The sequence below is a fragment of the Tenacibaculum ascidiaceicola genome (assembly GCF_047470925.1).
In the GTDB taxonomy this organism is placed as follows: domain Bacteria; phylum Bacteroidota; class Bacteroidia; order Flavobacteriales; family Flavobacteriaceae; genus Polaribacter; species Polaribacter discolor.
Window position 1 is genome coordinate 26942 of the sequence record NZ_JAZKJP010000008.1, and the last position, 26938, is coordinate 53879.

At 31.2% G+C, this 26938-nt stretch carries 22 protein-coding genes; 10 read left to right on the top strand and 12 right to left on the bottom strand.

Annotated features, from left to right (window positions below):
- The first annotated feature begins 2 nt into the window (after positions 1-2).
- From VBY68_RS08425 to rfbB, 8 genes are all read left to right on the top strand, one after another.
- Entirely contained in the window at positions 3-1223 is a 1221-nt protein-coding gene (locus VBY68_RS08425) for a hypothetical protein (RefSeq protein WP_415269458.1), read from the top strand.
- 5 nt (positions 1224-1228) lie between these two features.
- A complete protein-coding gene (locus tag VBY68_RS08430) occupies positions 1229-2260 on the top strand; it encodes a glycosyltransferase family 4 protein (RefSeq protein WP_415269459.1) in 1032 nt (343 codons plus the stop codon).
- On the top strand, positions 2250-3005 hold the full coding sequence (locus VBY68_RS08435; RefSeq protein ID WP_415269460.1) for a glycosyltransferase family 2 protein: 756 nt from the start codon (positions 2250-2252) through the stop codon (positions 3003-3005). Before VBY68_RS08430 ends, VBY68_RS08435 begins: the two co-directional genes overlap by 11 nt.
- Positions 3006-3135: 130 nt before the next feature.
- The gene (locus VBY68_RS08440; protein ID WP_415269461.1) at positions 3136-4068 is read left to right on the top strand and encodes a sugar transferase; all 933 of its coding nucleotides are present in this window, start codon (positions 3136-3138) and stop codon (positions 4066-4068) included.
- Positions 4069-4174: 106 nt separating this feature from the next.
- Positions 4175-5185: a UDP-glucose 4-epimerase GalE gene (gene galE / locus VBY68_RS08445; RefSeq protein ID WP_124591023.1), complete on the top strand. Its 1011-nt coding sequence runs from the start codon at positions 4175-4177 to the stop codon at positions 5183-5185.
- Between the two features lie 78 nt (positions 5186-5263).
- Positions 5264-6139 (top strand): glucose-1-phosphate thymidylyltransferase RfbA, encoded by an 876-nt coding sequence (rfbA, locus tag VBY68_RS08450; protein ID WP_415269462.1) that lies wholly within the window; start codon positions 5264-5266, stop codon positions 6137-6139.
- 2 nt (positions 6140-6141) lie between these two features.
- Positions 6142-6696 carry a dTDP-4-dehydrorhamnose 3,5-epimerase gene (gene rfbC, locus VBY68_RS08455; RefSeq protein WP_415269463.1) on the top strand — a complete coding sequence of 185 codons (555 nt, stop codon included), beginning with the start codon at positions 6142-6144 and terminating at the stop codon, positions 6694-6696.
- A gap of 31 nt (positions 6697-6727) precedes the next feature.
- Positions 6728-7774 carry a dTDP-glucose 4,6-dehydratase gene (gene rfbB, locus VBY68_RS08460; protein WP_415269464.1) on the top strand — a complete coding sequence of 349 codons (1047 nt, stop codon included), beginning with the start codon at positions 6728-6730 and terminating at the stop codon, positions 7772-7774.
- Between the two features lie 51 nt (positions 7775-7825).
- On the opposite strand, the gene VBY68_RS08465 is transcribed toward rfbB, so the two are convergent.
- The 5 genes from VBY68_RS08465 to porV form a co-directional block, all read right to left on the bottom strand.
- Positions 7826-9661, bottom strand: a complete 1836-nt coding sequence (locus tag VBY68_RS08465; protein ID WP_415269465.1) for an amino acid ABC transporter substrate-binding protein — start codon at positions 9659-9661, stop codon at positions 7826-7828.
- Positions 9662-9691: 30 nt separating this feature from the next.
- Positions 9692-11227, bottom strand: coding sequence for a glutamine-hydrolyzing GMP synthase (gene guaA / locus VBY68_RS08470; RefSeq protein ID WP_121148125.1), 1536 nt, complete (start codon positions 11225-11227; stop codon positions 9692-9694).
- Positions 11228-11298: 71 nt separating this feature from the next.
- Complete coding sequence (locus VBY68_RS08475) at positions 11299-12363, bottom strand: 3-oxoacyl-ACP synthase III family protein (RefSeq protein WP_124591017.1); 1065 nt, start codon at positions 12361-12363, stop codon at positions 11299-11301.
- 173 nt (positions 12364-12536) lie between these two features.
- Positions 12537-13019 carry a cytidine deaminase gene (gene cdd, locus VBY68_RS08480; RefSeq protein WP_121148130.1) on the bottom strand — a complete coding sequence of 161 codons (483 nt, stop codon included), beginning with the start codon at positions 13017-13019 and terminating at the stop codon, positions 12537-12539.
- A gap of 81 nt (positions 13020-13100) precedes the next feature.
- Complete coding sequence (gene porV, locus VBY68_RS08485; RefSeq protein ID WP_124591016.1) at positions 13101-14195, bottom strand: type IX secretion system outer membrane channel protein PorV; 1095 nt, start codon at positions 14193-14195, stop codon at positions 13101-13103.
- Between the two features lie 374 nt (positions 14196-14569).
- Here porV and gldJ point away from each other — a divergent pair, with 374 nt between their 5' ends.
- Both gldJ and VBY68_RS08495 read left to right on the top strand, forming a co-directional pair.
- On the top strand, positions 14570-16270 hold the full coding sequence (gldJ, locus tag VBY68_RS08490) for a gliding motility lipoprotein GldJ (protein WP_415269466.1): 1701 nt from the start codon (positions 14570-14572) through the stop codon (positions 16268-16270).
- Between the two features lie 64 nt (positions 16271-16334).
- Complete coding sequence (locus VBY68_RS08495; RefSeq protein WP_415269467.1) at positions 16335-17588, top strand: UDP-N-acetylmuramoyl-tripeptide--D-alanyl-D-alanine ligase; 1254 nt, start codon at positions 16335-16337, stop codon at positions 17586-17588.
- On the opposite strand, the gene VBY68_RS08500 is transcribed toward VBY68_RS08495, so the two are convergent.
- The 7 genes from VBY68_RS08500 to VBY68_RS08530 form a co-directional block, all read right to left on the bottom strand.
- On the bottom strand, positions 17585-18436 hold the full coding sequence (locus tag VBY68_RS08500) for an N-acetylglucosamine kinase (RefSeq protein WP_415269468.1): 852 nt from the start codon (positions 18434-18436) through the stop codon (positions 17585-17587). The two genes, VBY68_RS08495 and VBY68_RS08500, sit on opposite strands and share 4 nt — an antisense overlap.
- 69 nt (positions 18437-18505) lie before the next feature.
- The gene (locus VBY68_RS08505) at positions 18506-19021 is read right to left on the bottom strand and encodes a DUF2892 domain-containing protein (protein ID WP_415269469.1); all 516 of its coding nucleotides are present in this window, start codon (positions 19019-19021) and stop codon (positions 18506-18508) included.
- Positions 19022-19082: 61 nt separating this feature from the next.
- Positions 19083-22229 (bottom strand): cytochrome c biogenesis protein CcsA, encoded by a 3147-nt coding sequence (locus VBY68_RS08510; RefSeq protein ID WP_415269470.1) that lies wholly within the window; start codon positions 22227-22229, stop codon positions 19083-19085.
- A 105-nt stretch (positions 22230-22334) separates the two neighbouring features.
- Positions 22335-23213, bottom strand: a complete 879-nt coding sequence (locus VBY68_RS08515; RefSeq protein WP_415269471.1) for a phosphatidylserine decarboxylase — start codon at positions 23211-23213, stop codon at positions 22335-22337.
- Positions 23214-23218: 5 nt separating this feature from the next.
- Positions 23219-25282 (bottom strand): methylmalonyl-CoA mutase, encoded by a 2064-nt coding sequence (gene scpA, locus VBY68_RS08520; RefSeq protein WP_415269472.1) that lies wholly within the window; start codon positions 25280-25282, stop codon positions 23219-23221.
- On the bottom strand, positions 25275-26621 hold the full coding sequence (locus tag VBY68_RS08525; RefSeq protein WP_415269473.1) for a methylmalonyl-CoA mutase subunit beta: 1347 nt from the start codon (positions 26619-26621) through the stop codon (positions 25275-25277). Before VBY68_RS08525 ends, scpA begins: the two co-directional genes overlap by 8 nt.
- A complete protein-coding gene (locus tag VBY68_RS08530; RefSeq protein WP_121148165.1) occupies positions 26621-26938 on the bottom strand; it encodes an FtsB family cell division protein in 318 nt (105 codons plus the stop codon). The genes VBY68_RS08525 and VBY68_RS08530 overlap by 1 nt, the downstream gene beginning before the upstream one ends.

Below are 26938 nucleotides of genomic sequence, written 5' to 3' on the forward strand. Positions count from 1 at the left end.
AAATGTTTTTTTATCAAAAAATAGTATTAATTTTATTATTCTTCTTAATTATTTTTTCTCCATCAATACCAGTAGTTTATAATGGAGCAATTTTAGCAGGATTAATATCATTTTTTTTACTACTTTCAAAAAAAAGAATAAAAGGTTTGTCAACATGTTGGTCTAAAAACCAATTTATTATTGGTATATTCATTTTTTTGTACTTAATAGTTTCAGTATCTCTTTTTGTTTGTGTTTTACATGGAACTTATGATTACTCTATTATAAAACCATTTATAAATCAGGGAGTATCAATTTTTTGCCTTATCATAGTAATTAGATATGCATTTTCTGTAACTACAAAAAAAGAGGAATTATTAAAAATACTTTTTTACACTTTTGCTTTACAAAGTATAAGTATTTTATGTGCTATGTTTTTTCCTTCATACCATGAATTTGTCATAAGTGTAAGTAGGTTCAGCGAAGAGATGCTTAATTTTAGAGGAGGTATTAGAACTTATTCATTAGCAAGTTCTAACTTTTTTGGTTTGGGAGCAGTATATGGATTGGTTTATATTTTATTTCTAGATAGTGTTTTTCGTTATAAATGGTTTAATATTAAGGCATTTTTTGTTTTTGTATTATTAGTTATAGGTACTTTCTTTATTGCTAGAACAGGTTTTATTGGATTAGGGATCGGGATTTTTGGAGTTTTAATTAACCATTTTAGAATAGTCTTAAATCCTAAATTATTAATTAAGTTTTTATTATTAATATCTTTATTAGGTTTTAGTGTGTATTCAACATTGTCTGATGATGTAATATTACTAATTAATAACAGGGTTTTACCGTTTGCTTTTGAAATATTTATGCAAGAAGAAGGGGTGTCAAGTTCATCAACTAATGCACTAATTAGTATGTGGAATATACCAATGGATGGAAAGAGATTGTTGTTTGGAGATGGAGAATATACAACTGTAAGTGGGGGGTATTATATGGCAACTGATGTGGGGTATTTAAGGAACTTATTGTTTGGTGGTTTAGGCTATTTTATTCTATTATTATTATATCAACTGTACTTAATGAAGTTTTTGTTTAAAAGATATAAGGTTTTATTCTTTATAACTTTAGTATATATATTAATTTTACATATGAAAGGAGAGGTAGTAGGATTTTTAATAATGTTTCAAATTGTTCTATTATCATATATAGGAATTTTAAATGAGGGAATACCCCGTAGATAAGAAAAATGAATAATAATATTTTAGTATTTGGCTATTTTGGGTATTATAAAAATAAATTAGATGGACAGACAGTTAAAACAAGAGCTATTTATGAATTAATAAAAGAGGAAGATAAAGAAGTGATGTTTATTGATTCACCTGAAATAAGGAAATCTTTAACCTATTGTTTGAGTTCTTTTCTTAAAATTATTAAGTCCAAAAAACTTGTTTATATACCTGCACATAATAGTTTAAAATACCTACTACCTTTGCTTTTTATGTTGAGTTTGCTATTTAATTTCAGAATTTATTATTTTGTTGTTGGAGGTTGGCTTGTTGACTTTTTAAAAAACAAAAAACTTCATAGGATTATACTTAGACGGATTGAATTGGTTTTACCAGAAACACAAATAGTTTGTCAGGAGTTAAAAATGAAGTATGATATTAATAATGTTGTCAAATTTTCAAATTTTAGAAAAAGGACGGATTATGCACCAATTTTTAAGGAGAACAATGGTTTAATAAAGTTGGTTTATTTAGGAAGGGTGCAAAAACCTAAAGGAATTGAAACATTATTTAAGTTAGCAGAAACTATTAAAAGGTATAACATTAATTCTAATATTGATATATACGGACAAGTAGAAGAAGCTTATAAAGAAGAATTTTTCACAAAAGAAAAAAAATATACGAACCTAAATTATCGAGGAGTGGTTTTGCCTCAAAATATATATAAAGTATTAGGTAAATACGATTTAATGCTTTTTGCAACCAATTATTATACAGAAGGTTTACCTGGAACTGTATTAGATGCATATATGTCTGGAGTTCCCGTTGTAGTAACAAACTGGAAGCATGCAAAAGAGTTTATTGTTGAAGGAATGACAGGGAGTATATCAAGATTTGGAGATGAAGAAGATTTTATTAATTCGGTTATTAAGCTTTTAAATAACAAAGAAGATATATTGAAAATGAAAATAAAAGCTTATGAAAAGTCTTTTGAATTTTCTGACATTAAATCTAAGGTATTAATTAATAATATTTTATTAAATGAGAACTAATAAAGTTTCAATTATCACCCCAACATACAATTCAGAAAAATTTATTTCTGAAACAATAGAAGCAATTCAAAAACAAACGTATAACAATTGGGAGCTTTTAATTACAGATGACTGCTCTACAGATAATACATTAAAAGTTATTAAAAAATATACTGATAAGGATAGTAGAGTTAAAGTTTTTCAACTAGAAGCTAATTCGGGGGCGGGTGTAGCAAGAAACAATTCCATAAAGTTAGCCTCAGGTCGTTTCATTGCCTTTTGTGATAGTGATGATGTTTGGAGAGAAGATAAATTAGAAAGGCAAGTTACTTTTATGTTAAAAAATGATTTGTCTTTTACATATTCAGCTTATCAAAAAATGAATGAAAAAGGAGATAAAGGATCTGTTATTTACCCACCTAAAAAAACAACTTTTAAAAGTTTATTAAAAACATGTACCATAGGGTGTTTAACAGCAGTTTATGATACAGAAAAGCTAGGTAAAAGATATATGCCTATTATAAGAAAAAGACAAGATTATGGTTTGTGGCTTACTATATTTAAAGATATAAAGTACACTGAAGGTATTCATGATGAGGCTTTAGCTTATTATAGAGTAAGAGCTAACTCTGTATCTAGTAATAAACTTAAAGCAGCAAAGTATCATTATAGAGTTTTGAGAGAGTGTGGAGAGGTAAGTTTTATTAAGTCAATGTATTATTTTTTTTATTATTCTGTTAAGGGTGTTGTTAAATACTTAAAGTAATAGATTGTTAAAGTTAAAATATAGTAGTTTCTTAAAAAATTCTTAATATTGCGTAGTGAATTGAAAAGGTGATTATATATTAGAGGTTTAATACCTCTCTTCTTAGGAGTTCACTTGTTAAGATGAAATAATGATAAAAAGAAAAAAGGAAAAATGTCTGTTTGTTAATGTTAGCAAGTCACTAGATAAGCTGTTGTCTAGCAGTAAAATTGCAGATAAATATGATATTGTTTTTTATAAAGAGTTAGAGCCATCTGAAATAACATTCACAAGCTATATAAAAGAAAATAATATAAAAGTTGTAGTTTTTGAAAATTCACAATTAAATGAACTTTCTAAGAAACAAGTTAATGAATTAATTAAATTGAGGTTATCAGGTGTTGAAATTCACGATTCAGAAGACTTTTATGAATGTATAAATAAAAGAGTACCAATTATAAAAACACAGGATAATCAATATTTTTCTGACGAGATTTTTAGTTTAAAACGTAAACGTAGATTATTGTTTTTTAAAAGAGGTTTTGATATTTTATTTTTCCTATTGCTCTTTCCTATTGCCTTACCATTAACAATAATTGGTTGTTTTTTTACTAAGTTTACCTCAAGAGGAACGATGTTTTACTCTCAAATACGAGTAGGTAGAGGGGGTAAGCCTTTCAAAATTTATAAAATACGAACCATGAAGACAAACAATGGAGGGTATACGGTGGCTAACGATAATAGAATTACTCCAGTGGGTAAGTTTTTACGATTCTCTAAAATAGATGAGTTACCTCAATTATATAATATTTTAAAAGGTGACATGAGTTTGATAGGGCCAAGACCAGAACAACCTAAATATGTTGAAGAATATAGTGAAGAAAATCCTTTTTTTAACTTAAGGCATATGATACGACCTGGTGTTTCGGGTTGGGCTCAAATACATTTACCTAAAGCAACACCCGAAGAAAACCTTAAAAAATTAGAGTATGACTTGTATTATATAAAGAAGTATTCTTGGAGGTTGGATATTCAAATTTTAATAAAAACAATAAAGATTGTTTTAACTATGAATAGTCATTAGTAATATTATATAATTAAAAATTTGTGTTTGTTTAGGTATGTAGTTAAACAAACGGCAAAAATGTAAAATAAGTAAACAAAACTATATAGTAGTTTAAATAATATTAATGAAAAAAATACTAGTCACAGGAGGTTTAGGGTTTATCGGTTCACATGTAGTGGTAGAACTGCAAAATGCAGGTTTAGAGGTGGTAATTATTGATGATTTATCTAATTCTAAAATAGAAGTATTAGAGCAAATTACCGAGATTACTGAAATTAAACCTGAATTCCATCAAATAGATCTACGAGATAAGAAAAAAGTACATAATTTTTTCAATGAAAATGTAATTGAAGGAGTGATACACTTTGCGGCTTTTAAAGCGGTTGGGGAAAGTGTTCAAAAACCTCTAGACTATTACGAGAACAACATTAATGCCTTAGTGTACTTGTTACAAGAAATGAAAGGTCGAAACATCGACCATTTTATATTTAGTTCGTCATGTACGGTGTATGGTCAAGCAGATGAACTGCCTATCACAGAAGATGCACCAGTAAAGATTGCTGAATCTCCTTATGGGAATACCAAACAAATTGGAGAAGAAATTATAAAAGATAGTTGTAAAGCGTACGACATGAATGCTATAGCTTTACGATACTTCAACCCAATAGGAGCACATAAATCTGTAAAAATTGGAGAGTTACCATTAGGTGTTCCGCAAAATTTAATTCCGTTTATTACACAAACAGCTGCTGGTATCCGAGAAGAACTAGCTGTTTTTGGAGATGATTACCCAACACCAGATGGTACCGCCATTCGTGATTATATTCATGTAGTAGACCTTGCAAAAGCACATGTGAAAGCTTTACAACGTTTGCTAGACAAACAAAATAAAGAAAATTTTGAATTTTTCAATGTAGGAACAGGTAAAGGAAGTTCTGTAATGGAGATTATAAAGGCTTTTGAAGAAGTTACTCAACAATCGTTAAATTCCAAAATAGTAGCAAGAAGAGAAGGAGATATCACAGCAGCTTACGCTGATACTACAAAGGCTAATGAAGTTTTAGGTTGGAAACCTCAAGAAACATTAGAAGAAGCATTGCTTTCCGCTTGGAAGTGGCAACAAAAACAAGAATAAAATAGAAATCAAAGCTCAGGTTTTTCCTGAGCTTTATTTTTTCTATAAATTAGCATACTCATAAATAATAGTTAATAAATGAAAGGAATCATACTAGCAGGTGGATCAGGAACACGTTTATATCCGATTACCAAAGGAGTATCAAAACAGTTACTTCCGGTATATGATAAGCCTATGATTTATTATCCGTTATCGGTATTGATGTTGGCTGGCATTCGAGAGATTTTGATTATTTCTACTCCTGATGATTTACCTAGTTTTCAAAAGTTATTAGGAGATGGAAGTGACCTAGGAATTTATCTTAGTTATGCAGAGCAGCCATCTCCAGATGGGTTAGCACAAGCATTTATTATTGGTGAGGAGTTCATAGGAAATGATAATGTTTGCTTGATTTTAGGGGATAATATTTTTTATGGCCATGGATTGCCTGAAATGTTACAATCTGCAATTCAAAATATAAAGAAAAACAATAAAGCAACTGTTTTTGGTTACAATGTAAAAGATCCTCAACGTTATGGAGTAGTAGATTTTGATACTAACGGAAATGCAATTTCTATCATAGAAAAACCCAAAGAACCAAACTCTAATTATGCAGTGGTTGGTTTGTATTTTTATCCGAACGATGTGATTCAAGTTGCTAAAAATGTACAACCATCTCAAAGAGGAGAATTAGAAATTACCTCGGTAAATCAGCATTATTTAGAAAATGGACAGTTAAAAGTTGAGCTAATGGGGCGTGGTTATGCGTGGTTAGATACTGGAACACATGATTCTTTACTAGAAGCAAGTCAGTTTATAGAAACGATAGAGAAACGTCAAGGGTTAAAGGTGGCTTGTATAGAAGAAATAGCGCTGTATATGGGTTATATTAATAAAGAGCAAGTTAAAAAGTTAGCGGAACCTTTACGAAAAAATAGTTACGGACAATATTTACTTAATTTAGCAAAAGAATAGTAATGGTTTTTACAGAAACGGAGATTCCAGGTGTTGTAATTATTGAACCGAAAGTTTTTGGAGATCAAAGAGGTTATTTCTTTGAATCTTTCAATCAAAAAGAGTTTGAAAAACATATTGGACAAATAAGTTTTGTTCAGGATAACGAATCGAAATCCACTTTTGGAGCTTTACGAGGACTGCATTTTCAAAAACCACCTTTTGCTCAAGCTAAACTAGTGCGTTGTATTCAAGGAAAAGTATTAGATGTAGTTGTGGATGTCCGAAAAGGTTCACCAAGTTATGGTAAGCATATCACCGTAGAATTATCCGAAGAAAATAAAAAGCAACTATTTATACCGAGAGGGTTTGCACATGGGTTTGTTACTTTATCTAAAGAAGCCATTTTTGCATATAAAGTAGATAATTGGTATGCACCAGAATACGATTCTGGAATTATTTGGAATGATACTACTTTGAATATTGATTGGAAAATTAATTCAGAAGAGGCAATACTTTCTCCAAAAGACCAACAACTTTCAACTCTTAAAGAGCTAGAAACTCCATTTATTTATTAGTAACTTTGAAAAGTTTATATAGTAAACTTTTATGAGGAACATATTAATTACTGGAGGAGCGGGGTTTATTGGCTCGCATGTGGTACGTTTGTTTATAAACAACTATCCTGATTATAATATCATCAATTTAGACCTTCTAACATATGCTGGAAATTTAGAAAATTTAAAAGATATTGAAGGTAAATCTAATTACACCTTTGTAAAGGCGAATATTTGTGATTATGATGCTGTAACTGATATTTTTTCAAAATATAAGATAGATGGAGTAATTCACTTAGCAGCTGAATCGCATGTAGATCGCTCTATAAAAGATCCTTTTTCTTTTGCCAGAACTAATGTGATGGGAACGTTGAGTTTATTACAGGCAGCTAAAAGCTATTGGGAAGACAATTTTGAAAACAAGTTGTTTTACCATGTGTCTACCGATGAGGTTTATGGTTCTTTGAATAAGGAAGGGTATTTTACTGAAAAAACAGCTTACGACCCACATTCTCCTTATTCAGCATCGAAAGCATCTTCTGATCATTTTGTAAGAGCTTTTTTTGATACCTATGGTTTACCAATAGTAATTTCTAACTGCTCTAACAACTATGGAGCTAATCAGTTTCCAGAGAAATTGATTCCATTATTTATAAATAACATCTGTAATAACAAACCTTTACCGGTGTATGGTAGAGGAGAAAACGTGAGAGATTGGTTGTATGTGGAAGACCATGCTAAGGCAATTGATATTATTTTTCACAAAGGAAAATTAGGAGATACATATAACATTGGAGGCTTCAATGAATGGAAGAATATTGATTTAATTAAGGTAGTTGTAAAAACAGTAGATAAGCTCTTAGGAAGAGAGGAAGGAACTTCAGAGAAACTAATTACTTATGTAAAAGACAGAGCTGGACATGATTATAGGTATGCTATAGATTCATCAAAACTCAAAAATGAATTAGGCTGGGAACCGTCTTTACAATTTGAGGAAGGCATAGAAAAAACAGTAAAATGGTATTTGGAAAATAATGAATGGATTGACCGTGTAACAAGTGGAGAGTACCAAAAATATTATAAAGAAATGTATGAATAATAAAAAAGCCAAAACTTTTAGTTTCGGCTTTTTTATTTATGAGATAGAGATTTATCTAAGTCTACTTAAGCTTAAATCTCGATTGTATTTAACAATAAATAATCCTTGATTTCCAGAACTACCAAATATTTTTTTATGATAATCAAATTTGTTTTCGACACGTAAAGAGACTCCTTTTTTAAAAGTATCTGAAAGTTCATATCCAGAAGCTAAACGCATTAAAATATCATACGTAATATCAAAGCCTTTGATAGCATAATCTGAAGGAATGGTATTGTTTTTTTGTAAGTATTTGTTATTAAAATCTTTCGTTTCTATAGCATCTTCATCAGAATAAGTGTTAGAAACATAAGTGAAGTTAATGTTGGCAAGCTTATTATTGTCAATTTTATCATAAGCACTACCTTTATTAGTTGCGAATACTTGAACTATAGTTTCATCAGGCAGGCTAATCATACTATTTAGGGCGTCAGCAACTACTACATTATCTTCAGAAGCAAAAATTACCCAATTATGTCTTTTAGAAGACATTTTGCTAGTAAAACGGTCTCTTTTTATGTAGCCTTTTTCTGGTTTTAAAACATGTATGTTATTAATACTATCATGTTTTTTTAGCTCAGAAATAATTTTAGAAACTCTCGTATTAGTTTCTTTTTGATCATCACTTACAATAAAAATTTCTTGGTCTTTATAGCTGTCTTTTAAATAAGAAGCTAAATAACTCACATAATTATCTTTCTCAGGAGAAGTTTTAACTAATTTAGAAGAAGAAAACTTACTTTGTTTACTAGAGTAATGAGGAAAAACTACAGGAGCGTTTACATCGCGAGCAACAACTTCTGCTTTATCAGAGTAAAAAGGACCAATAACTACATCGGTATTTTCTAGTTTTTTGTCTTTCAATATAGTAGTTATATTTTTCCCTCTGTTTCCTGTATCAAAAACATTAACATTTACTTGTACTCCTTGCTTTTTAATAGAGTCAATAGCTATCTCTGCCCCAAGATAAAAGTCAGTAACCATATTTGCTAATTGGTTTCCTTCAAAAATATCTTTACTGGATTGAGAGTTATACTCGTCAGCTTTAAATGGAAGTAAAATAGCAAGGTTTATAGAAGTGTCAGTTTCAATAGAATCTTTATAAAAAGTATAATTTTCTTTTTTGCTTACTTCTTCAATGGGTTTAATTTTTAATAATTGACCTATAGATAATTTATTGTCAGCTAAATCTGGATATTCAGGATTCAAACGTAATAAATCTTCTTTGGATACATTGTAGAAACGAGTTAAACTATACATAGTTTCTTTACTCTTTACAGTATGCGTTAAGAACTTTTCTAAAACTTTTTCTTTATCAATAGTAATAGTTTTCTTGATTTCCTTAACCTTTAATACCTGACCTATACTTAAATTATTACTTTGAATATTAGTGTATTCAGGATTAAATTTAATTAAGTCATCTTTGGTAATATCGTACTGTTTTGTAATACGATATACAGTTTCTCCTTTTTGAACTTCGTGAGTCTCATATTCAACAATTGTTTGTTTAAAAACAGTATCATCTTCATTAGTTTCAGGAGTTGTATCCTCAACATCATTAGTATCAGTAGTATCTACAGTTTCTTCTTCAGGAGAAGGAGTAGTAGATGAAGAAGTATTCTTTTTAATTTTAGGATTAGGTATTACAATTACCGTGTTTGCATCTGGACGTCTTCCAACATCTGGATTTAAACGTAATAAATCTTTTGTTTTCATGTCTAAGCGATCCGCAACGTCTCGCATCGTTTCTCCTTCTTGGATTTTGTAAGATACGTAACGTTTTTGCTGACCACAAGAAACGGTAAAAGTTAAAATACAAACTAATAGTAAAAACTGTAATTTCTTCATCTACTCTTTTTTTATATTAATAATGGATTTTTATTCCCATTCAATTGTTGCTGGTGGTTTAGAGCTAATATCATATACAACTCTATTCACACCTTTTACATTATTTATTATTTTATTTGATGTTTTTTGTAAAAACTCATATGGTAAATTAACCCAATCTGCTGTCATACCATCGGTACTTTCTACTGCCCTTAGAGCAACTACCTTTTCGTAGGTCCTTTCATCTCCCATAACTCCAACAGAATTTACTGGTAATAAAATAGCACCTGCTTGCCATACTTTGTCATACAATCCGCTCTCTTTTAACCCGTTGATGAATACAGCATCTACTTCTTGCAAAATACGAACTTTTTCTGCTGTGATATCACCTAAAATCCTGATAGCTAAACCAGGACCTGGAAATGGGTGACGACCTAATAATTCTTTATCAATTCCCATAGAAGCACCAACTCGACGTACTTCATCTTTAAAAATCATACGTAAAGGCTCAACAACTTTCAATTTCATGAAATCAGGTAAACCACCTACATTGTGATGACTTTTAATAGTAGCTGAAGGACCTCCGTTAACTGAAACTGATTCTATTACATCAGGATATATTGTTCCTTGTGCTAACCATTTAGCATCTTCTATTTGGTGTGCTTCATCATCAAAAACATCAATAAAAACCTTACCAATAGCTTTACGTTTTGCTTCTGGGTCACTTAATCCAGCTAGTTCGTCCAAAAAACGTGCCGAAGCATCCACTCCTTTAACGTTTAACCCCATACCTTCGTATTGTTTTAATACATCGGTAAATTCATTTTTACGTAACAATCCGTTGTTTACGAAAATACAGTGTAAATTACTTCCAATTGCTTTGTGTAATAAAACTGCAGCTACGGTAGAATCTACTCCTCCAGATAAACCTAAAACAACTTTGTCATTACCGATCTTAGCTTTTAATTCAGCTACAGTTTCGTCAACAAATGAATCTGGTGTCCATGTTTGAGCTACCCCAGCTATATTAACTAAAAAGTTTTGTAATAATTGTTTACCATCTGTAGAATGATATACTTCTGGGTGAAATTGGATCGCATAAGTAGTCTCTCCATCAATCTTGTATGCTGCATTTTGTACATCATGAGTACTTGCTAATAATGTTCCTCCAGTAGGTAACTCTTTAATTGTGTCTGAATGACTCATCCAAACTTGACTTCCTTCAGAAATATCTTTAAAGAATTCTTCTCCTTCTTTAATAAAAGATAAGTTAGCTCTACCGTACTCACGAGTATTAGAAGGAGCTACTAAACCACCTGAAAAATGAGCTAAATATTGAGCTCCATAGCATACAGCTAATAAAGGTTTTTTACCTCTAATCTCAGATAAATCAGGATGTGGAGCTTCTTCTGAACGAACTGAAGATGGGCTTCCTGAAAGGATTACAGCTTTAAAATCGTTTAAATTTTGTGGTATTTTGTTGTAAGGGTGAATTTCACAATAAATATTTAATTCTCTTACACGGCGCGCAATTAACTGTGTGTATTGCGATCCGAAATCTAATATAAGTACGTTGTGTTGTTGCATGCGCAAAAATAGTACTTAGATTTTATATTTGCGAGAATATTTAGTAAGAAATTAAAGAGTTTTTTAAACTATTAAATCTTATAAACTATGGCATTAATATTCATGCCAGCACCTACTGATGCTAAAATAATAACATCTCCTTTTTTTACTTCTTGGTTTTCAATATTTCCTTTTAAAACTAAATCGAGTAGGGTAGGTACGGTTGCTACTGAACTATTTCCTAATTTGTGAATACTCATGGGCATTATACCTTCAGGAATTGGTTTTTTGTACAAACGATAAAAACGTTTAATAATAGCTTCATCCATTTTTTCATTGGCCTGATGGATAAATATTTTTTTTACGTCATCAATGCTTACACCACTTTTATCTAAAGCAGTTTGCATTGCTTTAGGTACATTAGTTAAAGCGAACTCATATATTTTTCGTCCATGCATTTTAATATAACGTACATCTTTGTCTTTATTTTTATCATTTGAGTTTCCAAAGAATAAATAATAAGCTTCCTCTTTAGTAAAGGTTTGTGAAGCATGACTAAGAATACCACTGTCGTTTTTGTCTGTAGCTTCCACGATACAAGCACCAGCGCCATCACTGTAAATCATAGAATCACGATCGTTCATGTCTACAACTCTTGATAGTGTTTCGCCTCCAATAACTAAACATTTTTTTGCTATACCAGCTTTTATAAAGGCTTGTGCCTGAATAACACCTTCGATCCAACCAGGACAACCAAACAAAATATCATACGCTACACAATTCGGATTCTCAATCTGTAATAAATGCTTTACACGAGTAGCTAAGCTGGGAAGAATATCACTTTGAATAGCATTTATTTTAACGTCTCCAAAATTATGAGCAAAAATGATGTAGTCTAATTCTTCTGGATTAATCTTAGCATCTTCAATTGCTTTTTTTGCAGCAAAAAAACCAAGGTCTGAAGCTTTATATTCAGGTTTAGCATAACGACGCTCTTCGATACCAGTTATTGATTTAAATTTATCAATAATTACAGAGTTAGAATTATCAAAGGAAGTTCCATCAGCATTTAAAAAGAAACTGTCATTAAACTTACTATTTTCTTTTTTGATTGAAGGAATAAAGGCTCCTGTTCCTGTAATTACTGATGATTTCATTCGAGATACTAATTTTTAAATGTTGGATAGTTACAAATAAAGCATTTTTATTGACGATAATTACTTTATAGACAGTCATTTTTTTAGAATTATGATATTCTTAAAAAATAAACTATGTTTTGTTTTATTATAAAAAACAAATAGGTTTTTTTATGATTTTAATGTTGTAAATGTTACAAATAGGAGCTATCAAAAGAAAAAGGCAGTAAAGATAGTAAGGACTCAGTTTTCACAATTTTACCAACTTCTCCCATAAAAATAATTTCAATAGGTTGTTGTTGGTTTATTTCATATTCTGATAATGTTTGACGGCATGCTCCACAAGGTCCAACAGGTTTATCCACTGTAGAGTTTTCAGAGGCTGCTGTTATTGCTATTTTTTTGACCTTCATATCAGGGAATTCAGAACCAGCTTTCCAAATAGCAACTCGCTCTGCACACATACCAGAAGGGTATGCAGCGCTCTCTTGATTATTACCTAAAACAATTTCCCCATTATCAAGCAATATAGCAGCACCAACATTAAATTTTGAGTAAGGGGCGTAAGCTTTCTGTCTTGCTTCAACAGCTTTTTCCATTAAAAAGGCATCTTCGGTTGATAATTGTGAAATATCATCAAATAAAGTAGCAATAGTGGTTACATCAATTTTCTTCATCGTAAATAAATTAGTCAAAAAAAGCAGTCGGTTAGACTGCTTTTGTATTCTGATACGAATTTATGAAAAAAATACTGGTTTTTAATAAACTTCATAAAGTTCTCCTAAATCAAATGATAAAGAAAAACGTAATGTATTCTCTAAAGGATTATTTACTGCTGCTGTATTTACTAAATAAGATAAATCTAAAGTAAAAGCTCTTGCAGTAAACCCAGTACCTAGAGTAAAGTACTGACGTTGTCCTTTTTCCTCACTTTCATGAAAATAACCAGCTCTAAGAGCAAAGGCATTGTTGTATAAGTATTCGGCTCCTAAAGCCCAAGTTGTTTCTTGTAATTCTTCACTAAAGCTTCTATCTCCTAAAGAAGTGAACATTCCTTCAAACCAACCTCTTTCAGAGTTAGGACTAGATGGAACTAATAATTTTGTGAATTCCAAGTTAAGTCCTAAAATATTCTTATCATCAAAAATAAAATCAAAACCACCACCAACTTTAGCGTTTGTTGGAATAAAGTTAGGAACACCAGGACTGTATTCAACTTTTGGACCTATGTTAGATATGTTAAAACCTAATCTGTAGCGTCCGTTAAAGCTTCCATAGTTATCTTCTTTAGATTGATAATAACCAGAAACATCAACAGCAAAAGAGTTAACGGCATCTAAATTAGAGTCGTTACTTCTTATTTTGTAGTTTGAATGGATGTACTTTAAACCAATTCCCATAGAAAAAGTTTCACTTAGTTTTAATGAATAAATTCCTGTGATAGCTAATTCATTAGGATTTTCTGTTCCATTAGAAGTACCACTGTCACTTGTTAAAGCTACTTCTCCAAGAGAAAAATACTTTAAATCAACTCCCCAAGCTGATTTTTCACTATACCTATTAACGTAAGAACCTCCACCAACAAAAATATCGTCAGTTAAGTTTCTAAGCCAAGGAGTATAGTTAAGTCCTATGCTTATTTTGTTTTGATTAAATGCAGTTTTTGCAGGGTTATGAAAGATAGAAAAGGCATCTGAAGATGTAGCAACTCCAATATCCCCCATACCACCAGCACGAGCATCAGGTGTAATCAATAAAAAAGGCATTGCCGTTGTATTTATTGATGTTTGGGCTTGCGCTTTATTTTGAAGGGTAAAGCACACAAAAAATAATACGATTGATAATTTTTTCATGTAAAATTTGATTAATTGTTTAGCAAATATATAATTTTTCTTGGGGGAGTATACAACTAATAACTTTTTTTGGACTTCTTGTAATACTAAACTTAAAAGTTTATTTATTAGTTTAATAAGGTAACGGTATTACTAAGATATTATTATGTACACTATTAGATTTAGGAAGAAATTTATTTTTTACCACTAAAAATATTAAACTTTAACAGCCTATATTTTAATCTTTTTCTTAGATTCGTAATACTAAAGTATAAAAACTGTCGTTTGTAATCTTGCATAGACAAGGTTACTAAATGTGAATTTATAGATAAATTAGTTGTAAGAAATTAGAAATATTGTAAATTGCGACACCCTTAAAAAACAGTTAAAAATACATGAAAAGTACGTTGAAATTATTTAGTTTATTAGCGATCACTGGTTTATTAATTACTTCTTGTAAGAGTAATGGAGCTAGATCGGGTAAGTCTTCATTAACTGGTTGGAACTTTAATGATCCTAATTATGGAGGTTATTTGAAGGGAGAGTACAAAGAAGGTAAAAATGTGCCGCCAGGAATGGTTCATATAGAAGGAGGTACCTTTACTATGGGATTAGTACAAGATGATGTTATGTTTGATTGGAATACAACTCCTCAAAAAATGCATGTTCGTACTTTTTACATGGATGAAACAGAGGTTACTAATGCAGAATATGGGTTATTTATGCAGTATACTAAAGATGTATTCCCTCCAGAAGATCCGCAATTTAAAAATATATATCCATCAGTATTACCAGATACATTAGTATGGAGAAAAGGTTTAGGTAATACAAACTTATTATCTGAAAGTTATTTAAGACATCCTTCGTATGCGGAATATCCTGTTGTTGGGGTTAGCTGGATACAAGCCAATAAATATTGTAAGTGGCGTACTAATGCTGTTAACTTAAAGATATTAATGGATAAAGGAGTTATAAAAAACATCTTTAAGGAAGATTCAATAAGCTTTAAAGGTGAAAATAACTTTGATACTGATACATATTTAACAGATCCTTATGCCATTTTTGATGGAGATTCTACAATCTATAAAAAAGGTATCCCAGTACCAAGATCTAAAGGAGAACCTAAACCAGAAAAAGGAGCTTTTACAGGAAGACAAGTAACTTCTTCTGATGGTATATTATCTCAGAAATTTAGATTACCAACAGAGGTAGAGTGGGAATATGCAGCAAAGTCTATTTTTGAAAACCGTGAGTATAATAATATTAGAGGTAGAAAGAAGTATGCTTGGAGTGGAAAATATACTCGTGATAGAGATAAAAGAAGAAGAGGAGATCAGTTAGCTAACTTTAAGCAAGGTAAAGGAGACTATAGTGGTATTGCTGGTTGGAGTAGTGATGGATCAGATATTCCTAACGCTGTTAAAAGTTATCCTCCTAATGCCTTTGGATTATATGATATGTCTGGTAACGTATCTGAATGGGTACAAGATGTATATCGACCAATTATTGATTCAGAAGCAAATGATTTTAACTATTTTAGAGGTAATATTTTTACAAAAAAGCTAATTAATGAAGATGGTAAAGTTGTTATAGTTGGTGATGGTGAAGTACAATATGATACTCTAGAAAACGGTAGAATTGTACCTAAAGATTTACCAGGAAGTGTTAAGTATATTCCAATTACTAAAGAAGATACTTACATGAGAAGAAACTATAACTTAGCTAATAACTCTAGTTTAGGTGATGGAGACCAAGCTTCTTCTAAGTTCTACGGATTAGATAAAGATCAATTAGATCGTACTACAAGAATGTATAATTCTCCACAAAAACCAGAAGCAGAAGTAGATACTTTAGGAAACGTTGTAAACAACTATAAGTATGACGATAAGAGAAGAACTACACTAATAAGTGATAAATCTAGAGTTTATAAAGGTGGTTCTTGGGCTGATAGAGAATATTGGTTAGATCCAGCACAAAGAAGATATTTCCCAGAATATATGGCAACGAACTATATAGGGTTTAGATGTGCTACTGATAAAATGGGACCAATGGTTTTAAACAAAAGAAAAACCGCTACACCAGATAAAGTGAAATAATAATTGAACCTAAAATTATATAAGAACCTCATTGAATCTCAATGAGGTTTTTTATTTTTACAATATGAAGATAGAAGATTTATACAAACTGTATATCACTCATGGTTTAGTAGATACAGATACTAGAAGTATTAGAAAAAACACACTTTTTTTTGCTTTAAAAGGAGAAAACTTTAATGGAAATAAGTTTGCAGAAGAAGCTATTAACAAAGGTGCTAGTTATGCAGTAATTGATGAAGTTGAGTATAAAACTTCAGAAAAACTAATTTTGGTTAAAGATGTTCTAGAAACACTTCAAGAACTAGCAAATTATCATAGAAATCAATTGAGTATTTCTATAATTGCTTTAACAGGGAGTAATGGAAAAACAACTACAAAAGAACTAATAAATGCAGTTCTTTCAACAAAGTATAAAACAACAGCTACTTTAGGTAACTTAAACAATCATATTGGTGTACCATTAACCTTATTGTCAATGAATAAAAATACAGAGATAGGTATAGTTGAAATGGGAGCCAATCATGCAAAAGAAATTGATTTTTTATCAAGAATAGCGAATCCTGATTATGGTTATATAACAAACTTCGGGAGTGCGCATTTAGAAGGTTTTGGTTCTTTAGAAGGTGTGGTAAAAGCTAAATCTGAATTGTATGATTTTTTAAGAGCTCATAATAAAAAAGTTTTTGTCAATCCTACAGATGAAAAGCAAGTAGAAAGAACAGAAGGTATAGAGACAATTACTTTTGAAGAAAGTATAAAGTTTATAGAAGCGAATCCATTTGTAAAACTTTCTTATAAAAATATAGATGTTTTAAGTAACTTAATAGGAGCTTACAATTTTGCTAATATATCAGCAGCAATAACTATTGGAAACTACTTTAACGTGTCATTAGAGCAAATAAAAAATGCTATTGAGAATTATGTTCCTTCTAATAATAGATCTCAGGTAATAAATACTGAAACTAATAAAGTAATTTTAGATGCATACAATGCTAACCCTACAAGTATGAAAGCTGCTTTAGAAAGTTTTAGTAAACTACATGGTAATAATAAAATAATAATTTTAGGAGATATGTTTGAGCTTGGAGAATATAGTTCAAAAGAGCATCAAAACATAGTAGATATGATTGAAAAACTAGACTTGAATAAAGCTTTTCTTATAGGGGATAATTTTTATAAGACGATTACTGAGTGTAAAAAGTTTAAGAACTTTTATGAGTTTGAAGATTATATAAAGAATAACCCAATAGAAAATAGTACAATTTTAGTTAAGGGTTCAAGAGGGATGGCTCTTGAAAGAATTGTAGAGTCTTTTTAAAATGAATGATTTCGATGAAAGTCAACTAAATTATCAATTGGGCGTTGAATAACATCTGTAACGATTAAGTTGTTTTTTAAAGCAACTTTTTCTAATATATCCTGAAAGTAATAAGCTATTGATCCGATAAAATAAATTGGGGTATGTTTGTCATTTTCAAACGGAAGAATACGATACTTAAAAAATTCTTGAACCCCTTTTTTAATCATTTTTCTGATATACTTTTCACCTTTATACTCTAGCATAAATTTAGCAAATGAAGCCAAGTACATATTTGGGTAAGGCTTTCTATACAGATTCATTTTTACGGTATCTGTATCAAGTTCGAATGAAGTTTTGAAAGCCGAAGCAATTCTTTTAGGCATTTTATCGTAGTAAAAATCACGTAATAATTGTTTACCAAAATAATTTCCACTAGCTTCATCCATAATAGTATAACCTAATGAAGGAGCTGTAGTAGTTATGTTTTTGCCATCGTAATAACAACTATTTGATCCAGTTCCTAAAATGCAGACAATCCCAGGTTTGTTACCTGTACTAGCATAAACAGCAGCTAAAGTATCTTCTGAAACAAATACTGTAGCTTTTTTAAAGATAGATTTTAGAACATTTTGTAAACTTTCAGCAGCTTTAGGGCTTCCACAACCAGCTCCATAAAAATGAATCTGTAAAGTGTTATTTTGTACTTTTAACAGGTCATCAGCACTATTGATTGTGCTAAGCATTTCGTGTTCTGTAAGAACTGATGGATTTAAGCCTAGAGTAGTTGTTCTAAAAACTTCTTTTTTAGTATCGTCAAGAGCAATCCAATCAGCTTTAGTAGAGCCACCATCGGCAATTAAAATCATTTCTTATGTTTTTATAAGCTAAATATATGATTAAATGAGATTAGAAAAACTCAAAAACACGAAGAGATGTTAAATCTTCTTCATTTGTTGCTTCATCATTTGCATCTGCTCTTTAAGCATTCCATGCTTATCTAGCTTTTTAGCCTCTGCCATTAAGTTCGTTGCTTCTCTCTTTCTGCGTTTAGTCATTGCTATCCCAGCTAATTGTAATTTAGCCATAGCTAAATCATGATCCATAGCTAAACCTAATTTAACAGCTTTCTTTAAATACTTTTCAGCTTGAGTTATGTTCGTTTGAGATAACATAATTCCGTGTAAGTAGTTATAGTAACCTTCTTGCTTTTTTGTTAAAGAAGCAGAAGGATTTTTAATATATTCTAACCATTTTTGAGCTCCAGCAAAGTTTTGTTTACGTAGCTGTAAAAAGGCCAAAAGAATAAATTCGTTTTTAAAATAAAATAAAATAAACAGCCCAGCAAGTAGAAGTATAGATATACCGTTCATGATGTGTCCTTGTGTAAATTCATACACTGACCATACAGTTATTAAGACAGCTAAAACTAATTTTATATTTTTATTGAACATAATTGTTTTTTCTTTTTATCGGTTTGCAAAAATACATTTTTTTAACAGAAAAACTGCCAAGTTACTTCTTGTAATACTTTTTATTCTTTACCCAAGCTAGAACTCCTAAGATACTAACAAAAGCTATAGAGTAATATACTGAAGTAGGGGTGATTACTTTATCACCACTAGCATACGAATGTAGTCCTGATAAATAGAAATTTACCCCAAAGTAAGTCATCATAATAGAAGCAAAAGCTATAACTGACCATAAGTTGAAGGTATATCTTCCTCGTAAACCTGGAATTAACCTCATGTGTAAAACAAAGGCATATACCATAATTGAAATTAAAGCCCAAGTTTCCTTAGGATCCCAACCCCAGTAGCGTCCCCAACTTTCGTTAGCCCACATACCTCCTAAAAAGTTACCAATAGTAAGCATTACTAAACCTACGGTTAATGCCATTTCATTAATAACAGTTAGTTCTTTAATATGTAGATCCATTTTCTTTTTATTCTTTTCATTAGTGAAAATGATTAAGAATAAAGAAAAGATTCCTAAAATCATTCCCATAGCAAATGGACCATAACTAGCTACAATTACAGAAACGTGAACATATAACCACCAAGAATTTAATACAGGTTGAAGGTTCGCAATTTCAGGATCTAACCAGTTTTGATGTGCAAACATTAATATAACAGAAACTAAAAATGTTGTTGCAGCAATAGTTAAAGACGATTTCTTTCCAAGAATTAACCCAAACAACATGGTTGCTAAGCCAACAAAAATAATGGACTCATAAGCATTACTCCAAGGAGCATTTCCACTTATATACCAACGAGCAGTTAACCCTAAAACGTGAAAGACAAATAAGAAAATTACAATACCTATTAATACTTTTACTACACTGTTAACCCATGATTTATTGTTGAAAATTTGTAAGAAAACAAATACAATTAAAACTAAACTTACATATCCGTAAGATTTAGAAAGTTTAACAAAAATGTTTAGTTTGTTGTAAGCTATTTCTAAATCGATTTTATCTTTTGCAGGGATAACTTCTGAACCAAACTTTTGTTGAAACTTCTTAATTCCGTTTAGAACTTTGTTAGTTTCAGTATAGTTTCCTGACTTTTTTGAGGCTTGTAATAATTGTAAATAAACAGGTAATGATTGACGTACAAAAACAGAGTCTGTTCCTTTAAAGTTAGCTTGTAGCGTTTCAGGTTGAGAAACCCATTTATTGTTTTCATCATTTGGAATAGGGTAGATGCGTAACATACCACCTCCTAAAGCTTGAGATAGTAACCAAACTCTTCGTTCAATCTTTATAATATCTTTTTCAAACTTATTTTGAATTTTTTTCTTTTCAGCTTCAACTACTAGTTTGCTAATTTTAGAAGAGCCATCTTTATTATAGAAATCAATAAAACGAGCATATTCAGCATCTTCAGGTACACCTAAAATTTCTCTAATTTGTGTGTTTCCTTTTTCTAGATATACAAAAGGAACATTGAGCCAAAGCATTGGGTTTTCAGTAATAGAAAGTAAAATTTGGCTTGGATCTAAATCTTTGAATTTATCAACATGCGCTACTTTCCTCACTAATTCAGAAGCAAAAGTATGAGCAGGTTTCATACGTCCGCCAGCATCTTGAATAACTAAAGAACTAAATAAAGCAGCGTGTTTATTATCTACTTTGTTAGCTGTTAAAATAGAATCTATTTGAGCTTCAGTAATTTGTTTAGGTTCATGTTGTTTGTGTTGACTAAAACCAGCTAAAGAAATAAATAAAGCGATTACTGATAATTTGGCTTTTTTATTACGGATTTTAACTAGCGATTGTTTTAAATCATCAAAGCGAGTATTTTTAACAAACAACGAAGCTATTAACCCAAAGAATAATAAAAAGTAACCGATATAAGTAATCCAAGTTCCCCAAAAATCGTGGTTTACTGATAGGTGTGTTTGTTCGTGTTCACCTTCTATTTTATAACTTGATTGGAAGAATTTATAACCTCCGTAATCTAAAATATGATTCATAAAAATTCTATAATCAAAAGTTTCATTAGGTGCAATTACGGTAATCTCACTAGCATAAGCAGCTGCACTTTCTGAACCAGGGTACTTTTCTAACTGAAAGTCATTTAGTTTTATACTAAAAGGAGTTTGTAATAATTTAGAACCATACCATGCTCTAAAGTTTAATTCACCAATGCTAAATTGTTGTTGGTTATCAACATTAAACTTTCCACCGTAAAACTCAACACGCTTAGTTTCTCCGTTAGCAGTAACATCAAAAATTACAGTGTCATATTTTTTATCGTCTTTTTTGCCTCTTACAGTTTTTATTTCTCCTTTTTCTGGAGATTTAGGAACTACAAATTGTAGACCATTTACGTTATGAAGTGTTAGCAGTTGAAAGTGTTGTGCACTATCTTTAACTATTAAACCTTTTTTCTGGTCAGCCATTCTAAACCAATCACCATCATTTTTAGAAATCATTTTTAAGCTACCATCTTCATAAAAGAAGTTAATTGAAGCTGCTTCTTTATTAGGAGTTTCAAAACCTACTAAAATGTTATGAATGTTCTCTATAGTTCCTTTTTTAATGTAGTGTTCATGTCTACTTCCGTCAGAACTTTCTACAAAAAACAAGTGTTCAGTTCCGTTTTCATCTAAAACCATTTTTGTTTCAGACCAAGGAATATAGTCCACTAAATTAAAAGTTACTTCATGGTTTTTACCTCCTTTTTTAGGTTGGAAGTTTTCTTTAAAGTTTATCGAGTTATCGCCCCATGCAGATAAAAGTAATTTGTTAGCAGTGGTTTTTTGAAACTCGCTATTATCAATAATTACATTTAAATATGTGTGTTCTGAATAAAATTGGTTGGTTGTTTCTCCTTCGTCAATAACCATTAAACCTTCATAACTAATGTAGCGAGTAATACCAGCTCCAATTAAGATTAAAAGAAAAGAAACGTGAAATAACAATACTGACCATTTTTCTTTTTTATATAACCTGTACCTAAAAATGTTTCCGAAAAAATTGATAACAAAAAACACCATTATTAACTCAAACCACCAAGTGTTATATATTAGTGCTTTAGAAGTTTGTGTTCCGTAATCGTTTTCAATAAAAGTTGCAACTCCCATGGCAATGGCAAAAGCAAAAAATAAAACGGCCATTAAACGGGTAGAGTAGAGGGTATCTAAGATTTTTTTCATCAGTAAATCTGCTAAGTATAAAACGACGCAAATTTACGGATTAAAGCTTTAATCGCCTTATGAAATCAATCATTTTTAAAAGGTAAAATGTTAAATTTATGAAGGTTAATTTCCAATTCGTTCTCCCATTTTAACAAAGGTTTCCATCCTGTTTTTAGTGTTAGCTAAAATATCTTCATCAATAGTGATTTTTGAGCTATCAACCAATAACACAATAGTAGACCCTCCAAAAGCAAAATATCCCATCTCATCGCCTTTTTTAACCTCTGTATTTGGGGTGTAAGTTTCTATGATACTCCCAACCATGGTAGCACCTACAGGGGAAATGATAACATCTCCTTTGTCGTGTGTTTTTAAAGTGCAGAATTCTCTTTTGTTTTCACAGAACACTCTTGTGAAGTTAGCAGCCAGGGCATAAGGTGATACTGAAAAATAACGTCCTTTAATTTTTGTTACCTCAGAAGGAATTCCGTCGTAAGGGAAGTGGTAACGATGATAATCGTTAGGTGCTAATCGAAGTATAATTAAAGAATCGTCTTTATGCTTTGTGGCTAGTTCTTTGTTGCCTAAAAATTCTTCTAAGGTGAATTTCCTTCCTTTAACAAAGAAGTTTTGAATATCTGAAATATTTTTAAAGGCTAACATTTTTCCATCACCAGGAGAAACAAAACCTTTTTCAATAGGACGAGCGTCAGGTTTTAATTTTCGATAGAAAAAATCATTAAAAGAAATATAATCTTCTGAAGGTCTTTCAGCTTCGTTCATGTCAATTTGAAGCTCTCTAACAAAACTGTTTATTTTGTTAATAGAGTTAGGTTTGTTCATGAGTTTACCATACCATGATGATAAAAATTTACGCTTAACCAATGGCAATAAAGCCATTTTACCAAACGGATTGTTGTATAGCAATTTTAAGTACCCTTCTCCAGGAGGGGTTTCGGTAATTATTTTACCTGTTTTTCTATCAATGAATTTTATTTTCATAACCGTTATTCTTCGGTACTATCAATTAAAATAGCTAACATGTCAATAGCAGCTTGTGCAATTTTAGTTCCAGGGCCAAAAACACCTACAGCACCAGCATCAAACAAGAATTGGTAGTCTTGTGTAGGAATTACACCACCAACAATAACCATAATATCTTCACGACCATATTTTTTAAGTTCAGCAATAACTTGAGGAACTAAGGTTTTGTGTCCTGCAGCTAATGATGAGATACCTAAAATATGTACATCATTTTCTATAGCTTGTTTGGTAGCTTCTTGCGGAGTTTGGAATAAAGGGCCTATATCTACATCAAAACCTAAGTCAGCATATCCTGTTGCTACTACTTTAGCACCACGATCGTGGCCATCTTGTCCTAATTTAGCAATCATAATACGTGGACGACGTCCTTCTAACTCAGCAAATCTATCAGCTAGTTCAGTAGCCTTTTTAAATAACTCGTCATCTTTTATTTCTTTACTATACACGCCAGATATGGTTTTATGCACTGCTTTATGACGTCCGAAAATAGTTTCAAGGGCGTCAGAAATTTCACCTAATGTGGCTCTATTTCTTGCAGCTTTTACCGCTAAATCTAATAAATTTCCTTTACCTGTTTTAGCAGATTCAGTTAAATCGCTCAATGTTTTGTCAACTTCAGCTTGATTTCTTTTCGATTTTAAATCGTTTAGTCTATCAATTTGAGATTGACGAACGGCTTCGTTATCAACTTCTAAAATATGTAAAGGGTCTTCTTGTTCTAGCTGATATTTATTAACACCAACAATTATATCTTGACTACTGTCAATTTTGGCTTGTTTTATGGCAGCAGCTTCTTCGATACGCATTTTAGGAATCCCTTTTTCAATAGCTTTGGTCATTCCTCCTAATTCTTCAACTTCTTGAATTAATTCCCAAGCTTTGTTGGCAATTTCTTCGGTAAGTTTTTCAACATGATAACTACCAGCCCAAGGATCAACCGTTTTTGTAATATGGGTTTCTTGTTGTAGATATATTTGTGTGTTACGAGCAATACGGGCTGAAAAATCGGTAGGTAAGGCAATTGCTTCGTCTAAAGCGTTGGTATGTAAACTTTGTGTACCTCCGAATGCAGCAGCCATAGCTTCAATTGCGGTACGGGCCACATTGTTAAAAGGATCTTGCTCAGTTAAACTCCATCCACTAGTTTGACAGTGAGTTCTTAATGCTAGCGATTTTGGGTTTTTAGGGTTGAATTGCTTTACCAATTTAGCCCATAACATTCTACCTGCACGCATTTTGGCAATTTCCATAAAATGATTCATTCCGATAGCCCAGAAAAAAGATAGGCGAGGAGCAAAGGTGTCGATATCCATTCCTGCTTCCAATCCTTTTTTTATGTATTCTAATCCGTCAGCTAAAGTGTATGCTAATTCAATTTCTGCTGTAGCACCAGCTTCCTGCATGTGGTACCCAGAAATAGAAATTGAATTAAACCTAGGCATATTTTCAGAAGTATATCTAAAAATATCAGCAATAATTTTCATTGATGGAGTAGGTGGGTAAATGTAAGTGTTACGCACCATAAACTCTTTTAATATATCATTTTGAATAGTTCCGGATAATAATTCAGGAGCTACTCCTTGTTCTTCGGCTGCTACAATATAAAATGCCAAAATTGGTAAAACGGCTCCGTTCATGGTCATGGAAACCGACATTTTATCTAGCGGAATCTGATCGAACAAGACCTTCATGTCTTCAACAGAATCAATAGCAACCCCAGCTTTTCCAACATCACCTTGTACACGTTCATGGTCTGAGTCGTACCCTCGGTGTGTAGCTAAATCAAAAGCAACTGATAATCCTTTTTGCCCCGCAGCTAAATTTCTACGGTAAAAAGCATTACTTTCTTCTGCGGTAGAAAAACCTGCATATTGACGAATTGTCCAAGGTCTACGAACATACATAGTAGAGTAAGGTCCACGTAAGTTAGGTGCTATACCTGCAACAAAATCCTCGTGTTTAAAGCTTTTGTTTTGCTGTTCTTGGCTTTTATCTATTTGTATGTTTGATATATCTTTTCTACTCATTTTCTAAACGTTCTTTTTCTAGATTTTCGGCTAATCGTTTTTGGATAATAGGTTGAATTAGAGTTTTTTCATTACGAATTTTCAAGAAAGGAGAAACTTCTAAATCGTTTTTCATTTTGTCTTCTTCGTTTTGAATTTTGTTTGTGCCAAGTAATACTAACTCTCCTGAATCGAATAATTGTTGTTCTTTATCTGCAGTTTCTTTTATTTTTCTTTGGATAACTCCTTCTTTTAGTTGTTTAAGAAAACCGCCACCTTTTTCTATTAGCTTAAAAACTTCTAGTACTTTTTGAGCAAGTTGTTGAGTAATTGTTTCGATGTAATAAGCACCGTCAGCAATATTTTGAGCTTCTGCTAACTCACTTTCTTGTTGTAAAATTAATAGCTGGTTTCTTGAAATACGTTCTCCAAATTCATTTGAGTGATGAAAAACTTTATCATAAGAACTATTGGCTACGGTATTTGCTCCTCCTAAAATAGCACTCATACACTCTGAAGTTGTACGAAGCATGTTTACGTTATAATCATATAAAGTTTTGTTACGTAAACTAGGTTGAGCAAAAATGTGAGCATTTGCTTCAGTGTTATATTCTTTTAAAAGAGAGTCCCATAAAGTTCTAAAAGCTCTTAGTTTGGCGATTTCAAAAAAATAATTGCTGCCTACTGAAAAATTAAAATGAATATTATTAGCAATTGAACCTCCAAAATGATTCAAGTATTCATTTGCGTGTGCAAGTGTGTATGCTAATTGTTGAACAATCGAAGCCCCTGCATTTTGATAAATAGAAGCATTAATACAAATAGTATTTTGACTTACTTTTGCTATTTCTTCTAATTGGGTATGGTCATTTTTAAGGTTAGAATACCAATTTCCTGAGCTGGCTAAGTGTCCTATAATATCAATGTTAAAAAAGCAATTTTCGGAGTTTGTATAATCAGCTAGTTTTTTAACGAATTCTGATGATAAAAACTCAAAAGTAAAGTAAAGTATAGTTTTTTGAGTGTCAATTCCTTTTAGCAAGATATTGTAGTTAAACTCTTTTTTAGCATTGAATTCAATAGCGCTAGCTCCTCTTTGAAGAGAGTCGATAGCAAACACATTTGCTTTTTCTTCATCTTCAATATTGATAGATTGGCAAATAGTAAAACCTTTCTTAGGAGTGTTTACTCTAATATTAGTTCTATCTTCTTTAGTGTAAAAAGGTTTTACAGTAATACTCTCTTCAGTTTTCCATAAAAGAGTGTCGTTATAATCGGCACCTTTAAGGTCTACTTGTATTTTTTGTTTCCATTCTGCAGGGGTAACACCTTGAAATTCGTCAAATAAATAGTTACTCATTACTTTTTTATGGTATCAAATTCAATAATATAAATATCTTCATCTTCTTTCTTCATTAAATATTTTTCTCTAGCATAGCGTTCTAGTTGAAGAGAGTCTTGTAGTTGTTGTATGGTTTTTTTGTCTTTCTTGATTTTTTTTTCATGATAATCAATCCAGCTTTTTAACTCATTAATTTCTTTATTAAACTCTCTATGTGTAAGGTAAGAATTTTCATCAAAAAAAAGCATCCATACCACAAATACAGTAAGTATAATCACATAAATATTAGTGGCTATTTTAAAGGAAGGTTTGTTTTTTATTGATTTAAAACTCAT

Excerpts from the sequence above, each read along its gene's own strand:
- VBY68_RS08425 (WP_415269458.1), top strand. The coding sequence starts at position 3 with ATGTTTTTTTATCAAAAAATAGTATTAATTTTATTATTCTTCTTAATT.
- VBY68_RS08430 (WP_415269459.1), top strand. The coding sequence starts at position 1,229 with ATGAATAATAATATTTTAGTATTTGGCTATTTTGGGTATTATAAAAAT.
- VBY68_RS08435 (WP_415269460.1), top strand. The coding sequence starts at position 2,250 with ATGAGAACTAATAAAGTTTCAATTATCACCCCAACATACAATTCAGAA.
- VBY68_RS08440 (WP_415269461.1), top strand. The coding sequence starts at position 3,136 with ATGATAAAAAGAAAAAAGGAAAAATGTCTGTTTGTTAATGTTAGCAAG.
- galE (WP_124591023.1), top strand. The coding sequence starts at position 4,175 with ATGAAAAAAATACTAGTCACAGGAGGTTTAGGGTTTATCGGTTCACAT.
- rfbA (WP_415269462.1), top strand. The coding sequence starts at position 5,264 with ATGAAAGGAATCATACTAGCAGGTGGATCAGGAACACGTTTATATCCG.
- rfbC (WP_415269463.1), top strand. The coding sequence starts at position 6,142 with ATGGTTTTTACAGAAACGGAGATTCCAGGTGTTGTAATTATTGAACCG.
- rfbB (WP_415269464.1), top strand. The coding sequence starts at position 6,728 with ATGAGGAACATATTAATTACTGGAGGAGCGGGGTTTATTGGCTCGCAT.
- VBY68_RS08465 (WP_415269465.1), bottom strand. The coding sequence starts at position 9,661 with ATGAAGAAATTACAGTTTTTACTATTAGTTTGTATTTTAACTTTTACC.
- guaA (WP_121148125.1), bottom strand. The coding sequence starts at position 11,227 with ATGCAACAACACAACGTACTTATATTAGATTTCGGATCGCAATACACA.
- VBY68_RS08475 (WP_124591017.1), bottom strand. The coding sequence starts at position 12,363 with ATGAAATCATCAGTAATTACAGGAACAGGAGCCTTTATTCCTTCAATC.
- cdd (WP_121148130.1), bottom strand. The coding sequence starts at position 13,019 with ATGAAGAAAATTGATGTAACCACTATTGCTACTTTATTTGATGATATT.
- porV (WP_124591016.1), bottom strand. The coding sequence starts at position 14,195 with ATGAAAAAATTATCAATCGTATTATTTTTTGTGTGCTTTACCCTTCAA.
- gldJ (WP_415269466.1), top strand. The coding sequence starts at position 14,570 with ATGAAAAGTACGTTGAAATTATTTAGTTTATTAGCGATCACTGGTTTA.
- VBY68_RS08495 (WP_415269467.1), top strand. The coding sequence starts at position 16,335 with ATGAAGATAGAAGATTTATACAAACTGTATATCACTCATGGTTTAGTA.
- VBY68_RS08500 (WP_415269468.1), bottom strand. The coding sequence starts at position 18,436 with ATGATTTTAATTGCCGATGGTGGCTCTACTAAAGCTGATTGGATTGCT.
- VBY68_RS08505 (WP_415269469.1), bottom strand. The coding sequence starts at position 19,021 with ATGTTCAATAAAAATATAAAATTAGTTTTAGCTGTCTTAATAACTGTA.
- VBY68_RS08510 (WP_415269470.1), bottom strand. The coding sequence starts at position 22,229 with ATGAAAAAAATCTTAGATACCCTCTACTCTACCCGTTTAATGGCCGTT.
- VBY68_RS08515 (WP_415269471.1), bottom strand. The coding sequence starts at position 23,213 with ATGAAAATAAAATTCATTGATAGAAAAACAGGTAAAATAATTACCGAA.
- scpA (WP_415269472.1), bottom strand. The coding sequence starts at position 25,282 with ATGAGTAGAAAAGATATATCAAACATACAAATAGATAAAAGCCAAGAA.
- VBY68_RS08525 (WP_415269473.1), bottom strand. The coding sequence starts at position 26,621 with ATGAGTAACTATTTATTTGACGAATTTCAAGGTGTTACCCCTGCAGAA.
- VBY68_RS08530 (WP_121148165.1), bottom strand. The coding sequence starts at position 26,938 with ATGAGTTTTAAATCAATAAAAAACAAACCTTCCTTTAAAATAGCCACT.